Here is a 15082-nt window from a genome sequence, read left to right as displayed (position 1 = left end):
CAAACCAAGGATGACGAAAATGACGATGGAAAACAGCAAAGCTGAACTGGAAATGTTCAAATCGCACGATGCCAACACGCTGATGGGCGCTCTCGGCTGGACGGATGGACACGCAACGAAGGAGGGTGCCATCAAGATCGAGAAGAAGGGGTCGAACAGCACTCCGTACACGAAGGATGGAAGGAACGTGCTGGTCTTCAAGGGTCGGACCGGCGCCTACATGATCTCCGAAATCTACCCTGTGAGGCGCACCGTCACGATCATCGATATTGCTAACGAGGTCACCGGATCGCTCGGCAAAACCCGCGTCGAACTCCGCTCACTGATCGGAACTGCAAAAGAAGAATCGTCCCGGATTTCTCCATCCCACCAGACCAATGCGCCGCAGGCACCCGCCCCCGTATCTGCGTCATCCGATACCGTGGAGAAAAAGAGCTCAGATGAAGTGAGGGCTGAGTACGTGTCGGGCTCCGAAGCGTGGACCCCGGCGGCGCGCATGCCAGACTACCTGCTCGATCGGTCGATTTCGTTCATTCCCTTGGTCTACGCAGCTTCGTTCCGCACGTCGCGCGGCGGGACGAACATCCGTTTCCCGTACCTGCATTTCGTTGATGATGTATCAGTGCCCGCTGAGTACGCCGGCGTTGAGACGAAAGCGGACGGCTTCAAGTCATTCACGAAGGGCGGCCGCCCTGGCGCATGGATTGCGGGTCACACCGACCTGGCGAACAAGATCGTCATCTGCGAGAGCCCGATCGACTGCTTTTCCTGGATCATGCAGCGCCCCTTCGAGGATCTGCCGTTTCTCGTCGCGGTCCGTTCTGGCGGCGAGCAGTCTGCGATCAATTTGATCAAGCGCGCCGCAGGCCAGCATGAGAAAGTCACCGTCTTCATCTCGACGGACAACGATCACGCCGGAATGGCCTACGCGAGCAAGATCATGCTCGGAGTCTCGAAGGAGCCGACCGTCTGCGCGAAGTACGTCGCTCCGGACAAGCTGCACAACGACCAGAACAACTACCTTGTCGCTGCACTCGTAGCCGATGACGAGAATGGCGGCACGATGCGGAACGACATGCGCAAGTTGCGCAGGATGATCTTTGACGATTACATTAAGTCTCGTAACGAAAGTGCATCGCCCACCCTCGAAGCCGAACGTCGCGCATCTTCGACTTAAAACAGCAGAATTTCTGAATGTAACGGGACAGGTCACTGAGGTCGCAAGGCGACATCCAGATTTACGAAGCGTCGCCTTGGCCTGATCGTTTTCCGGTGGGTAGTCCCTTTGAGCGTCGCGTTATCTGTATCATAAGTGCGTCAGACACAGAACTGGCTGCCGAATGACACACCGATTACAGCGTTCCGGTGCGGTAGGCGTCTTTGACCACCTTCTCCATGCCCTCACGGATCATAAAGTTTTTCACAGGATTTGAGGTTAGTCCGCTTGCGGCCATCCCCGAAAGCCTCCCAACCGCGGGATTAAAATAGATCATATAAATTCCATCTGCGATCAAACCTGTCCCCAAGCTAACAAAGGATCTTGCCCATCCTTGGTTGATCGCGTTCAGGGGAATCGCGTTTGGAACTGAAGGCGTGATCGGCGGCTCTTGCCTGTGAGGGCGAGATGGATTTTGAACTGGGGATTGCGTTCACGGAGTCCTCATCATCATGCAGATTTTTCTATCCGCCTTTGACGAAGTCCCTGATCCGCGAGCCCTTAACGCCCGCCACGACCTTGGGGAACTGCTCGTCATCACTTTCTTATCGGTCCTGTGCGCGCCATCCTTGCCGCCATTCACCGATCACAAGCGCCACCGTTATGCGCGTGACCGCGATCCAGACCCAAACTGAACGAAAGCGACAGGACAGGTCCGTTCGCCGCGCTGAAAAACTGCGCCGCCGAGCAGGGATGGCCCAGCTTTGCGGTCCAATCAACCCATATTCGGGAGCTCTGACAATTGCAGCAGAGCTTGGGAGGACAAAATTCTTGACCATACGAAAAGATCAGGCAAATCTGACGTCAAGCGACAGGCCACATGGGGAATGTCAATTTCGGAATAAATAAACCTGCGATGTAGCGAGGGAGCGATGGGCAATATCTATGAAAGTGTTGGTAGCCTTGGCCTGAAGGTCGTGGTTCAACAAATCGACGACTTAATGCAAAGTAAGGGGGTAGGCCAGGAAACCCGCAGCGCGGTTACAAATTCATTGGAAATGATGTATGAGTATCAATCATATGCAATCAGACAAGGTAAGAATCCGAGTGACGGCAAGGTTCTTGCTAGTTTTCTCGCCACCAAAGGGAAGCACATGGCTAAATACTTTGGCAACGACTCAGTAAACTGTGGGCTGGCGATAATCGAGCTTCTTAAGTCTACTCGAACCGCCGCTGCTTATTCAAAGACCGGGAATGTCCCACTCGTAACGCTAACTTGGGGTTTAGCAATGCTTGACCTGATCGAGGTGGGAAACAGATGTGAGCCAGCTCAGCAGGCTTTTTATGAAGCAGTTCTCCGAAAATCATCCGTAACCATTAACCCGATCCGAAGCACTATGACCCAGAGCCAGCCGGTACCTATCGCCCTCCCATGAGCGCCCCATGCTGCCGTCCGTTTGTAGATTCAGCAAGAAAACACTGCGTTCGCATTTTCGCGTTGTCTTTCTTTAATTTTAGACTTTTAAACCGTCAATATACTTACATACGGTGCAAATACAGATTTGTGTAATTTTGCAATACTCACGCCCAGGCATTGAACTACGCGTAATCGAAATACCGCGCCAGAACATCCACACTCTTCCACCCGCCTGCGCGCATAATGGCTGCCGTGTCATGGCCCGCGGAGAGCAGATCTTGTGCCGCGCCCAGGCTCTGTTGCGCAAACCAGCTGACAAACGGTTTTCCCCTTTCCCCAGACGGATTTATCCCACGGCTTTCGTGACAGGGATGCCAAGGGCGGTGTAGCCGTTCAGGATCGCGACGCGCACCTGAACCTCGGCGACTTGGCGGTCGAAGTCCCGTGCCATCAGGCGCTGGCCCAACAGCTTTACACAATGCATCTTTGTCTCGACGCGACTTCGGCGGTGGTAGCCGCTCCAATTCCGCCAGAGTGCGCTGCCCAGATATCTTGATGCGCGCAGAGCGTCGTTCCTGGCGATGGCGCCGGCAGTGGTTGGCTTCCACGGCTGGGCATTTTTGCGCGGTGGGATGACTGCGGAGGCTCCACGATCGGCGATGGCGTTATGGCATCGGCGCGTGTCGTAGGCGCCATCCGCAGTCACGCTGCCAATCTCCTGATCGCGCGGGATCTGGTTGAGGAGATGAGGTAGCATCGGCGCGTCGCCGGTGTTGCTGCCCGTGATCTCGACTGCTCTGATTTCCAGTGTTCGCTCATCAATACCGATATGGATCTTGCGCCAGACGCGCCGTTTTGGGCCGTCATGCTTGCGCGCGTTCCATTCGCCTTCCCATTCAACCTTGATCCCTGTGCTGTCGATCAGAAGATGTAACGGGCCCTTCGCGCCGCGATAGGGAATGCTGACTGCAAGCGTCCTCTGACGTCGGCAGATGGTGCTGAAGTCAGGCACGACCCAGTCCAGACCCGTCAGCCGCAGCAGGCTCTCGACGAAGCCCGTCGTTTGGCGAAGCGCCATTCCGAATAGCACTTTCATGGTCAGGCAGGTCTGGATGGCGGCGTCGCTGAAGGTCCGCGATCTGCCCCTCTTGCGGGAAGGTTCGGCATCCCAGTTCATCTCGGGATCGAACCAGATCGTCAGTGATCCGCGGCGCTTCAGCGCCGCGTTATAGTCAGCCCAGTTCGTGGTCTTGTAGGTAGGTGATGTCGGTTTGCTCATGCGGGCCAGCTACCACACTACATTCGCAACATGAATCCCTCACCGGGTTTGTGCAAAAAAGCCAGTGGAAGGCGTATTGCTTTCCTTGATGTCCTGCTCGGCGGTGCCCCGCTGATTGTAGAACCGCATCACCCGATCCGGTTTCATCAGGAGGATGGTGACGATTAAGCTGGCCTTTGGGAATAACTAAATATCGTCTTCTAACTGAACCGATAACGACCTTCACAACTCCCCATTAAGGTCGAAACGCGAGTTTGGGGCCCCTCCGGTCGGGCTATGCCCTTCCTGCGGGCCCCCAAACCCCCGTTCTCATCCTGATTGACAGATGCTCATCTTGATTGTCGCGCTGCACCCGGGCCAGAAGCATACGTTTCAGTAGACCAGAGGCCGACGATGCGCTAACAATTAATGCGGACCACTCGATGGGAGCAGTCCATCACAGCGTGCGATTGAAAGAATACCAATAGAGATGTTCACGTTATCCGTTGAACAAGGAAATCTGCAAAGGTGGGTCGAGCATGCATATAAACGATGCCGACTATCCTGACGGACAGCCCAGCAACGAGGTCAAGCTGAAGGCCCTAGGTTTCGATGCGTCGGGACATAGAGGCGGCGGCATCGAACGTCCACAGGTTAAAGTTTTGCCAACAAATACCGTCTTGTTGAGGTTTCACAACCCTGTCCTAAAAGTCGGTGATCTTCCCGGTGATTTCGGAGCATGGTGGTTCACCCCATTTGAACTCTCGCGGATTTGTGATTACTTTGGCGTCAATGGAAGTGCTCTGATCGTCGATCGATCAAGTGGAAAATCCGCGTTACATGGAATTCTTGCCTTATTACGGGAATGGTATGAGGGCAGTCCAACGCAACTTTCCTACGTAAACGCCGTTCGGCTGAAAGATCCATTTTTAGTCTGTTATGGCGAAGGGGCGCCGGCCAATACGCAAGGCTATGCGCGCACTCTCAAGCCAATTAAACTAGGTGGCTCACGGCCTGCACGTCAGATATATATTCACAATTGCTGGAACTATCAGGCGTCGATGGATCGCCTTCTTGCTCCAAATACGTCGACAGACGCTGTATTCGGCTCGGGGGCTGGACTACCAGCCAGAATAACTCAAGCACCGCGGCTTTCATTTGAGGTGTAAGCGTTTCTGAGCTATTTCCGATGACCGCTGTTTCATTCAGAAAAAGTATTGCTCGACGCCGAAATTGAAGGCGTGCGTGACGAGAAAGATTTCTAGGTGTGCTGCAGTCTGAGCGAGGGTGTAGAGTGGTTGCTGGAAGGGCGTGCGTTATCAGTAAATAACGCCGTTCCTATTATTCGGGATAAGGCTTATTCTTTTCAATCCGGTCGGCCTACATGTTGCCGCGGCGCAGAACTTCGCGCCGTTGGGTTGAGAGGTTGCCCGCATCAGTTTTGAGTGCTTCGCTGATTTACGGGTGGCGGCTTTTGTGGGGAACGAAGGCCTTCAGGCCGCAGCTCAACGAAATCGCGATATGTCGCGGGACCGAGACCAACACCGATCCCGAGCAGCGAGTCGAATGCGCTGCGCATGTGTCGCCGTCGGTTCCAGCGGAACACGAATTCGTCCAGATAGCGCTGCAAATGACGTTTTCTGAGGCCGTGAAAGACACCTTTTGCCCATGCTTTCAGGTTGGAGAACACGCGGTGGACCCAGTGGAGGATCTCGTGTGCCTTCTTGCCGCTGACGACCTTCGCTTAGTGCGTGTTTGCAGGAGGATTTTCGTAACCGAGCCAGCCGTCCGTGATGATGTGTGCGCCGGGTTCTACGACCTGACCAATGAACCCGTGCAGCGTCTTGGCCGCACCGTCGGGAATGTGCTTCATCCTGATCCGGCGCGGCTGGCCGTCATCTGACAACTCGACGGCACAGACGACAAACATCTTTCCGACGGGGCTGCGCCCGCCCTTTGGACGATCCTGTGGATCATGCCGGGACCGGAACGGCATCTCTGTCTCATCAATTTCAACGAGGTCTTTCAGGGGATTGCGTCCAGGATTGACCATGGACCGCCGCAGCTTTTGTAAGAGGTGCCAAGCTGTCTTGTAACTGCCCAGGCCAAGTTGGGCCTGAAGTTGCAGTGCTGACATGCCGTTGGAATGACTGGTAATGATGTGCGCGGCAAGGAACCACGTTCGCAACGGCAAGTGGCTGCTATGCATCACCGTGCCGGCCGTCACCCGCCCTTTGACATCGACTGCAACAATCTAAAACAGACCGATCCGAAGTCGTCGCATTTAAGACGCTATGCTGACGATCGGTCACTCACTGATGGTGACTGTCGCCAGTGAAATCACCCGAGTTAACAGCCTGTGGCGGTCTGCCCCTCTGGCAAGATCAGGGCGTAAGGACGCTGGCGTCGAAGCCGCCGCCGCGCCAGTCGGCGAGGGCGGCCATCAGGCTGGGGCCGGGAACGCCGTCGATCGCCTTGGTATAGAATCCGGCGGCCTTCAGGCGCGTCTGGATGGCCATCAGTGTCGCGGGCGTCCATTCGCCGGCGCTGGCCTGCAGCATGGCATTGATCTCTCCGCTGTCCTCGGCCGCCCCGCGCAGCAGCATGTTCGCCGCGGCATCCGGATCCTTGATCACGCCGCGCCCTTCGTCCAGCAGGATCGCGGCGGCGCGGTAGGCACCGACCTCGCCGCCCGTGGCGGCCCGCTCGAAATAGGCGAGGGCTGCGGCGGGCGTGTCGACTTGCCCCTCCTGCGCCAGAACGCCAAGGTTGAAGGTCGCCTTGGCTGAGCCTTCCGCAGAGGCGCGGCGCAGCAGTCCGATCGCGCGGTCCGGATCCTTGGGCACGCCCTGCCCCTGCAGCAATGACACCGCGAGGTTGATCAGCGCATCCGGGCTGCCGCCCGCCGCGGCACGTTCGTAAAGCGCAAGCGCGATGGCCGGGTCCTGCGGCACGCCATTGCCGCTGTCGTAAAGCTGCGCCAGCGAGACCATCGCGCGCAGGTCGCCCTGATCCGACGCCTGTTGATAGAGTTCGACCGCGCGTCCCAGATCGCCCCCCGCGGCCGTTGCCCGCGCCAGAAGGGCCACGTAGTGCGGCAGGTCCGGGGCCTGTATGACTGCGGCACTGCAGGCCTGAATGGCGGTCAAGGCGTTGCGCTGCAACGTCTCGAACGGGGTGCCCGCGTTGGTTGCAGTGGCATCGCGCGGATGGGTGGCCAGCCGTTCGCAGACCGATCCGGGTGACGCATCGTTCGGGCTGGGAAGGGTCGCCAGCAGTTCCTGCGCCGCGCCTGCGTCAGCGCCGTCGGGATACTTCTGCAGGTAGAATTCCAGCAGGGGCCGCATCCGCGTCCGCCGGGCCAGTGCCCAAAGCCGGTCGGCCTGGGCTGCCGTATCGACGCCGGCGGTCCCCAGCGTGCGGGTGGCAGATGTCTTTTGCTGGTCCAGAAACGCCATGACATCGCCCGTATGGGTGCCTTCGGGATACCGCTGGACGTAAAGGTCCATCAGCTGCGGGTCCTTGGCGCTCGCGGCGACCTGCCACAGCAGCGTCTCCTCTGACGCAGTCGGCGGGGCGGTGTCAAAGCGGAATTGGCGGGTCAGGGAGGAGTTGTCCCACGGGATCTGCTTGCCACCGGTCGCCGCCAGCACGTCGCGCCGCACGTTGATCAGCAGGTCCGAGATGTCCTGACCGGGGGTGTAGATGTGGCTCAGCATCGCCTCGGTGAAGAAGCTGTTCCGCCCGGTGCCGTCGTAGGCCACGTTGTCGGGCTGGGTCGCATAGACGAACATGAAGTTCGCTTCTGTGCCCACGCGGGCAAGACCGTTGCCCAGCCGCGGATCCGACGCCATCGCCGCCCCGAAGGGATTATCGCGGCAGGCATCCAGCATCACCAGTTTCAGCCCGGGCGCGCGGTCCATCGCATTCAGGATGGCCTGAAGTGCGATGGTCTCGCCCGCCACGTCGGCGGGGGTCGCGATGGCCGCATCGATGGGGATCAGGTAGTTCGTCGCATCCACCTGAAAACCGTGCCCGGCATAGTAGAACAGGGCCACGTCCGACATTGCGGCCAGATCGCCGAACTGCCCCGCCATCGCGACCATCTGGTCATGGGTCAGGTTTCGGCCCAGCAGCACCTTAAACCCCAGACCTTCCAGCGCGATGGCGATGTCAGAGGCATCGTTGACCGGATTCTCCAGCTCTCCGACGGTCTGATACGCAGAGTTGCCGACGATGAAGGCGACACGCTCCTCGGCCTGCGCGGCGGTCAGCCACGTCAGGCACAGGGTCAGACCAGCCAGCAGACGCAGCATCACAGGCCGACGGCGCGCGACAATTCGATGCTGACGCTGTCGACGGCAGCGGCGACGGTCGTGATCGTCTCGCGCTGGATCGCGGCCAGTTCCGGGTCTTCTGCCCGGACGAGAGAAATCGCTTTGCGGATTTCCGTCGACGCGATGTCGATGGCTGCGCGGGCCTCCTGAATGGCGTCGCTGCGGATCGCCTGACGTTCGGCATCTGTCGTGGCGCCCGCCAGACGGGTCTCGGCCCGACGTCGGGCCGCATCGACGCCACTGCGCGCGTCCTGCACGATCTGCGCCACATTGGCGAGGCCGGGCGGCAGATCAGCCACGATGGAGTCGAGTTCGCCCGCGAAGTCGTTCAGGGCGTCGGACAGGCAGGCGAGGTAGCGCGAGACGTCCTGATCGCTACCGCTGCAGCTTTGCGCCTTGGCGGTCAGGCTGTCGGCGATGCCCCGCGCCTTTCCGAGGGTTTCTTCCGCCACGGCGCCGGCCGTGCCACTGCCGCTGGCCGCCGCTACGCCTGCGGATCCGGTGACAGGGCCAAGGCCAAGGTCGGTCGACACGCGGTCCTGCGGATTTGGCAGGCCAGAGCCCGGCAGCGGGACTAACGGCGGCGTCACGACGGGTTGTTTCGGGGTAGCGTCGACCGTCAAGGTGCCGCCGATATAGGTAATGTCGTAGTTATCCAGCCGGTTACCAGTCGCATCCGTAGCTGTAATGACGAAGGGGCTGCCTGCCGCAGGCGCCGACGCCGGGGCACCCGCACTTGCCAAGGTGACGCCATTCACACTGTCGCCCGGCACCGCCAGCCCCGTCACGGTGAATTCGGTCCCGTTGAAGATAAAGGTCTGGCCTTCGACCTTGCCCTGATCGTTTGCGGTCACGGTCAGCGTGGCGCGGTCGACGGTCAGCCCGCCGTCCACATAAGTGATATCGTAATTGCCCAGACCGGTCCCCGTCGCGTTCTGCGCCACGATGACGTAGGGCAGCTCCGTCGTCGCGTTGGCGCTGCGGCCTGCACCTGCGCTGCTGACGGTCACCCCGGTCACGCTGTCGCCGGCCACAAGGCCCGTCGGGGCCGTGCCAGTGTCGCGCTGAACGATGACATCGCCGAAACCCAGCGACAGTGTCTCGCCGTAGGTCTTGGTCTGGTCGTTCGCGGTGATGGTCATCGCGCGCGGCGTGACGGACAGGCCGCCATTCACGTAGGTGATATCGTAGTTGCCCAGACCGGTCCCCGTCGCGTCCTGCGCGACGATGGCGTAGGGCAGATCCGTCGTCACGCCTGCTCTGACTGCGGCACCGGCGCTGCCGATGGTGACACCCGTCACGCTGTCGCCGGCCACAAGGCCCGTCGGGGCCGTGCCAGTGTCGCGCTGAACGATGACATCGCCGAAACCCAGCGAAAGTGTCTCGCCGTAGGTCTTGGTCTGGTCGTTCGCGGTGATGGTCATCGCGCGCGGCGTGACGGACAGGCCGCCATTCACGTAGGTGATGTCGTAGTTGCCCAGACCGGTCCCCGTCGCGTCCTGCGCGACGATGGCGTAGGGCAGATCCGTCGTCACGCCTGCTCTGACTGCGGCACCGGCGCTGCCGATGGTGACACCCGTCACGCTGTCGCCGGCCACAAGGCCCGTCGGGGCCGTGCCAGTGTCGCGCTGAACGATGACATCGCCGAAACCCAGCGAAAGTGTCTCGCCGTAGGTCTTGGTCTGGTCGTTCGCGGTGATGGTCATCGCGCGCGGCGTGATGGTTGCGGTGGTTGGCAAATCGACGACACGAAATGCCGGACCACCGGGGACGCTGACGAACTGCACACCGGTCTGCACGGTGGTCGTGCCGACATTTCTGTTGCCGAAGATGAGATTGCCCAGAATATCCTGCGGGTTCAGGTCCGCAGATGTGGCATCGTCGAACACGTAAAGCCTTGGCCCACCGGTAATCGTGCCGGTCGCGGTCGTGGTCCCGGTTTCACCGTAGATCACAGTGACCGGATTGGGCTGCGCAAAGACCACTGCCGATGTCGTATAGAGGGCGGGATCGAATCCCGCCTCGCCGGGAGACCAGACCGCGCCCGTACCGGTAAAGACCCAGCCGTCCGCCCCCGCTTGTACGAGGAACCAAGACGTGTCGCGCAGTTGCGCTGTCGTCAGACCGGTGGCACCAGCACTGTTGGACTGACCGGACCTATCCGTGTCCCAAAAGGCGCCAGTGATCCCGCCGCCAACGTTCTGTGCGGCAAAGCCGCCCGCAGTCGCCAGTTCGGTTCCGGTCGCGGTCGCAGTGACCGCGCCCGCAGCGTAGCCATGAACGATCTCGCTGCCTTCTTCCATCACGCCGACAAAACCGCCGGCGTCAGCCGCGTTGTTGATCGAATCGTTGAAGGAGCCATCATACTCCGTCGTGGCCGTGACGTTCCCTGTCGCATAGGCGTCTTCAATGATGCCGCTGTTATAGCCGACAAAACCGCCGGCCGCGCCATCAATCCCCGACTGGCCCGCGTCGGTCACGCTGACGTCGCCATTGGCATGGCTGCGCGCTACATTGCCGTAATTCTCGCCGATCGCACCGCCGACCGCGACCCTTGTGTTAAAGCAGCAGTCGGAGAAGGCCGACGGCCCGCCGGTGACGGTCACGTTTGCGCGGCTGTCCGTGACGATACCGAAGTTCGTGCCGATCAGACCACCGCCGGAAAATCCCTCGGTCCTGACAGCGCCTGTGACGCTGACCGCGCTGACGGTGCCATTGTTGACGGCCGCGAGGCCTCCGGCCACATTGCCCGAAACATTGACGCCAGTCAGCGTCAGGTTGTGAACTCTGCCATCGGACCCGATATCCCCAAATAGTCCCGCATTACCGCCAATACCCTGATTATCGACCTGATCGACTACCAGCCCTGTGATCATGTGGTGGCCGCCGTCAAGACTTCCCTGAAACGACAAATCGGAACCGAAATTTGGATCGCTAACGAGGTCATCGCCAATCGGGGTGAACCCTACGATACCCGCCGAAGACCCCCGCCAGTTCGCGGTGCTGCTAGCGTCGATGTCGTTGCCCAGGCTGTAGTTTGACGCCAGTAATTCACTGGAGGTGCCGATCCCCTGTAGGCCATAGACATCGACGATCTGATAAGGGGTCGCCCCACCGTCGCCGCTGCGGGCCCGCAGAAAACTGCCCAAAGCAACGTTAAAGCTGCCGGCAGAGAATGCAGGCAGTATGCCGACCTGGCGCCAGTCGCCCCTATCTAGCCGGAAACTGGCCACATTGATGTTCCCGTTCTCGCCAGTTGTGATGTTGCTTCCGGCTGACAACCGGAGGCCGCCGTTCGCGCCATTAATTGCGCCGTTCAATGCAATGTCGTTGCCGGCGTCAAATTCCTGCATCGCTGTGTCGGTCCAGTTGATATCGACGTTTATCGTAATGTTGTTCGATGCAGACAAATTAAGCCCGGCATTGATGTCATTGATCGCGCCGTTCAGCGCGATGTCATTGTCGGATGACAAATTCAGGATTGTTCCAGTCGGCCAATCAACACCGGAATTGATCGTGATGTCATTGCCGCCAGTCGAGAGGACGGTCATTGCCGAAAGGAACAGCCCGCCATTTGCGCCGTTGATCGCGCCGTTCAGCACGATGCTATTGTTAGCGTATAGAGAAAGCGTTGTGCCGGTGGTCCAGTCGATGTCAGCGTTGATTGTGATGTCGCCGAGGTCAGAGCCCTCCCCATTGGTGTTTAGCTCCACATCGGTTGTCAGCAGATCGCTTTCGATTGAGGCTTCAAGTGGGCTGTCGGCATCGACCGTGATGTTGGTTGGGTCCAGCAGCAACATGCCCCAGTCGCCCTGCGGCGCTCGGGTGTCGGCGCTGCCGCTGTAGTTCAGCGTCTGTTTGCTCGACACCTCGATAAAGCCCCCATCGCCGCCGTTGGCCCCGCCGCGTGCGGATATTGCGGCGCCCGATTCGGTAAGCACATCGGACCACAGCACGATACGGCCGCCATCGCCCTGCACAGTTGCATCGGCAGAGAGCGCAGTCGCCGCATCTGCCGTCAGGGTCTGTGCATGGCGCAAGGGCCCTGCCCCGCCGAAATCGCCGCCGACACGGATCGTCCCACCACCGCCGACGCCGTTCGCGTTCAGGGTCGCACCGTCCAGCACGATTGCGGCACCGGTCATCGTGATGTCGCCGCCCAGCGCCGGGCGCGGTTGCGGGCGCAGGGTGGAGGCTACCGCATAGGACCTGCGCGGACGCGGGGCCGCCGCGGCGCGCACCTTGCCACTGACGCTGACCGTGCCACCTGCACCGCCGCCCAATGTGATCATGCCGCCCCGCTGGCTGACCGAGGACGCCTCGGCCACGCCGGTCAGGTTGATCGCCTGACGCACGGCGTTGCGCGCGGTGGCGGCCTGCATCTCGATCCGGCCACCGGCAGCGGTGACGGTGCCAGAATTTTCGATCAGCGCCTTGCCGGTCTTGCCCTTGGCCCCGGTCGGCACCGCGACCTGCATGAAGCCATCGCCGGACAGATCCAGCGTCACACGCTCGCCGGAGGCAAAGCCGACGCGGCCCAGCGGCACGCTGACGGTGCCCGCATTGTCTACATGGCCGCCCAACAGGGCCGCGTAACCGCCGCGCCCGATGGTGATCGTGCCCGCGTTCGTCACCGTCCCCGATGCCCCGGTGCCGCGATAACGGTAAGTGCCCGACGTGAAATCCTGATCCGTGATATCGAGGGTCGAGGCGACAAAGCCGCCGCCCGCCTGCACCATGCCATTTGGTCCGATGAAGATGCCGTTGGGGTTGACGATATGCACCTGACCGTTCGCGGTGAGGCTGCCGTAGATCTCGGTTCCGGTGTTGCCCGTGACGCGGTTCAGGATCGCAGAACTGGCCGACGGCTGGTCGAACCGCACCGACGCGCCGTTCCCCACATCGAAGCTGTTCCAGTTCACGACGGCGGTGTCGGACCCTTGGGTGACCACCATCGCACCGCCGCCCGGCCGCGCGATCTGCACGTTGCCCACGGCGACATGACCGCCCGTCGGCAGATCCTGCGCACACAGCGCCATCGGAGACGTGCAGCACAGGAGTGCGGCCAGCAGCCGCGACACCGGCAGCCGCAGGTCAGAACCGGAAGTTGCCCGAGATGCTGAAGCGTGTGTCATCTTTGCCATCGTCACGATTTCCTTTGCCAAATTCGACACGGATGGTGTCGGCCCGGAAGGGCGTCTCGCCTTGCAGCAGCACATCGAACCCCAGGCCATAGGCGTTCGCGGTCACCCGGTCCTGCTCCAGTGCCGTCGGCCGGGCCAGACTGACCGCACCGAAGCCCGCGAACACATAGGGTGAAAAGACCGAACTGCGGCCAAGCAGCGTCGTATTAATGGGGCGCGCGACCTCGGTCCTCAAGACGTAACCCGAATCGCCGCGCAGGCCGCCGGAGTCGAAGCTCGACAGATCGCCTGCACCGACGATCCCGAACTGTTCTGCTGTCACCACCGCGTCGCCGAATGCGCTTTGCGCCCGGCCCGACAGCGAAAACGTCAGGGTTTCGCCCACAGCACGCTGATAACGGGCGGACAGGTTCAGCTTGGTGAACTCCGGGGCCGCCCCTTGCCGCGACAGCGGCACGGCCCCGGCACGGCGCGCGCCAAAGATGTCCAGCCCGCGCGACAGGGTGATGCCGCCTTCGAGCAGTTGGCCTTCGCCGGTCTGTTTGCTGCCGCTGAGCCCCGCGCGCAGGACGGTGATCTCATCCTCGTAGATCGCCGCGGCGCCGCCGGGCACCAGCAGGTCCTGACTGTCGGTCTGGTGGTCGATGCCGATCTGCGTCGACAGGTTCAACTCGCGCGACCGGATGACCGGATAGATCAGGCGCAGGGACTGCCGGTCAAAGGCCGACCGTGTCGGCGCCACATTCGACTCCGGGTGGGTGCGGCTGCTGGTCACCTCGGCGTTCAGGGTCAGACCCGACGCGCCGACCGGCACCAGCGCCCCAAGCGCCAGCACGCGGTAGCGCGGTTCCCCGGACAGAACGCCCTCTGGCGCAGCCGACAGGCGGCCATAGAGCGTTTCACCGAGACTGAGCGCCGAGTTCACCTCGACCCCCGCATTGATCACCGGGCGGCCCAGATCGGAGGACGCAAAGTTATCGGCCCCGATGAAGCCCGTCACCCGCCGGAAGGCGGCGTCCAGCGCCAGCACGGTGCCGCCGGGCCGTGTGCCCGCGGCCAGCGCCGTGTTCAGCGCAACGCCAGACGCGTCGCCGGCCAGCAGCAACTGGCGTTCCAGCTCGCGCAGGGTGATGCCCGTCCGGTCCAGCAGCGGCACGGTCAGTGAATCGAGGCGCTGACGCACCGGCGCGGGCACCGCTGCGGTATCCACCGTTTCCACAAAGCCGCTGACGACCGTGACACGCAGCACACCGCCGTCGCGCAACGACTGCTGCGGCAACACCACGCGCGTCAGCACGAAGCCTGCGTTGGCATAGGCCTCTTCTAGCGCGGCGGTCGCGTCGAAGAGCTCCGACACCGGCACGCGGCCCTGAGTCAATCGCGTCCGGAACGCCTCGTTGGCCGTCGCCAGCGCCGGTGATGCATTTTCGATGGTGACGCTGGACAGGGTGATGCCGATGGACTCGCTGCCCGGCGGCGCCTGCGTGCCGGGTTGCCCGGTAAAGACAACGGCCCCATTCAGCTTTTGCAGCGGCGGGCGAAAGCTGTCCGGCGTGACCTCGCTTGCGGTCTGCGCGCAGACCGGCGCAGCCAGCACCAACAGCAGCGCAACGATGCGGGCCAGCGGCGATCTGAGATATAAAACCATGCGGTTCCCTGACAGTGGGCCTGTCGGCAGCTTCGGAAAACGGGGCTTACACGCAAAAGTTGAAGTCACTTGGTATTTCGGCTTTTCGTCAGCTTCGAATCTGACGTTACGGCAACGATGAG

8 protein-coding genes and 1 pseudogene are annotated in these 15082 nt (G+C 61.1%); 3 read left to right on the top strand and 6 right to left on the bottom strand.

The window, feature by feature from the left end:
* Nucleotides 1-19 precede the first annotated feature (19 nt).
* Entirely contained in the window at nt 20-1177 is a 1158-nt protein-coding gene (locus tag GLR48_RS11445; protein WP_237061521.1) for a toprim domain-containing protein, read from the top strand.
* Nucleotides 1178-1352: 175 nt separating this feature from the next.
* Here GLR48_RS11445 and GLR48_RS11440 read toward each other — a convergent pair whose 3' ends face one another.
* Nucleotides 1353-1493, bottom strand: a complete 141-nt coding sequence (locus GLR48_RS11440; protein WP_237061520.1) for a hypothetical protein — start codon at nt 1491-1493, stop codon at nt 1353-1355.
* A 595-nt stretch (nt 1494-2088) separates the two neighbouring features.
* On the opposite strand from GLR48_RS11440, the gene GLR48_RS11435 reads away from it, so the two are divergent.
* Nucleotides 2089-2592, top strand: coding sequence for a hypothetical protein (locus GLR48_RS11435; protein ID WP_237061518.1), 504 nt, complete (start codon nt 2089-2091; stop codon nt 2590-2592).
* Nucleotides 2593-2919: 327 nt separating this feature from the next.
* Here the strand turns inward: GLR48_RS11435 and GLR48_RS11430 are convergent, their stop codons facing one another.
* The gene (locus tag GLR48_RS11430) at nt 2920-3852 is read right to left on the bottom strand and encodes an IS5 family transposase (protein WP_237061516.1); all 933 of its coding nucleotides are present in this window, start codon (nt 3850-3852) and stop codon (nt 2920-2922) included.
* A gap of 518 nt (nt 3853-4370) precedes the next feature.
* Between GLR48_RS11430 and GLR48_RS11425 the strand changes: the two genes are divergently transcribed.
* The gene (locus tag GLR48_RS11425) at nt 4371-5000 is read left to right on the top strand and encodes a hypothetical protein (RefSeq protein WP_237061515.1); all 630 of its coding nucleotides are present in this window, start codon (nt 4371-4373) and stop codon (nt 4998-5000) included.
* 329 nt (nt 5001-5329) lie between these two features.
* Here GLR48_RS11425 and GLR48_RS11420 read toward each other — a convergent pair.
* The 4 genes and pseudogenes from GLR48_RS11420 to GLR48_RS11405 form a co-directional block, all read right to left on the bottom strand.
* Nucleotides 5330-6058: pseudogene (locus GLR48_RS11420) on the bottom strand (IS1595 family transposase); the annotation flags it as partial.
* Nucleotides 6059-6215: 157 nt separating this feature from the next.
* Entirely contained in the window at nt 6216-8147 is a 1932-nt protein-coding gene (locus GLR48_RS11415) for a caspase family protein (RefSeq protein WP_237061507.1), read from the bottom strand.
* Nucleotides 8147-13312 carry a two-partner secretion domain-containing protein gene (locus GLR48_RS11410; protein WP_237061505.1) on the bottom strand — a complete coding sequence of 1722 codons (5166 nt, stop codon included), beginning with the start codon at nt 13310-13312 and terminating at the stop codon, nt 8147-8149. The genes GLR48_RS11415 and GLR48_RS11410 overlap by 1 nt, the downstream gene beginning before the upstream one ends.
* Entirely contained in the window at nt 13263-14960 is a 1698-nt protein-coding gene (locus GLR48_RS11405) for a ShlB/FhaC/HecB family hemolysin secretion/activation protein (RefSeq protein WP_237061503.1), read from the bottom strand. Before GLR48_RS11405 ends, GLR48_RS11410 begins: the two co-directional genes overlap by 50 nt.
* Nucleotides 14961-15082: the final 122 nt, after the last annotated feature.

Origin of the sequence: Loktanella sp. M215 (genome assembly GCF_021735925.1) — a bacterium.
Taxonomy (GTDB): Bacteria; Pseudomonadota; Alphaproteobacteria; order Rhodobacterales; family Rhodobacteraceae; genus Loktanella.
The sequence above is the reverse complement of the archived record's forward strand: the minus strand, read 5'-3'. Positions and strand labels throughout refer to the sequence as shown.

What these genes read in the sequence shown, in the direction of transcription:
- GLR48_RS11405 (WP_237061503.1), bottom strand. Translation starts at nt 14,960, where the DNA reads ATGGTTTTATATCTCAGATCGCCGCTGGCCCGCATCGTTGCGCTGCTG.
- GLR48_RS11440 (WP_237061520.1), bottom strand. Translation starts at nt 1,493, where the DNA reads ATGATCTATTTTAATCCCGCGGTTGGGAGGCTTTCGGGGATGGCCGCA.
- GLR48_RS11415 (WP_237061507.1), bottom strand. Translation starts at nt 8,147, where the DNA reads ATGCTGCGTCTGCTGGCTGGTCTGACCCTGTGCCTGACGTGGCTGACC.
- GLR48_RS11425 (WP_237061515.1), top strand. Translation starts at nt 4,371, where the DNA reads ATGCATATAAACGATGCCGACTATCCTGACGGACAGCCCAGCAACGAG.
- GLR48_RS11410 (WP_237061505.1), bottom strand. Translation starts at nt 13,312, where the DNA reads ATGGCAAAGATGACACACGCTTCAGCATCTCGGGCAACTTCCGGTTCT.
- GLR48_RS11445 (WP_237061521.1), top strand. Translation starts at nt 20, where the DNA reads ATGACGATGGAAAACAGCAAAGCTGAACTGGAAATGTTCAAATCGCAC.
- GLR48_RS11435 (WP_237061518.1), top strand. Translation starts at nt 2,089, where the DNA reads ATGGGCAATATCTATGAAAGTGTTGGTAGCCTTGGCCTGAAGGTCGTG.
- GLR48_RS11430 (WP_237061516.1), bottom strand. Translation starts at nt 3,852, where the DNA reads ATGAGCAAACCGACATCACCTACCTACAAGACCACGAACTGGGCTGAC.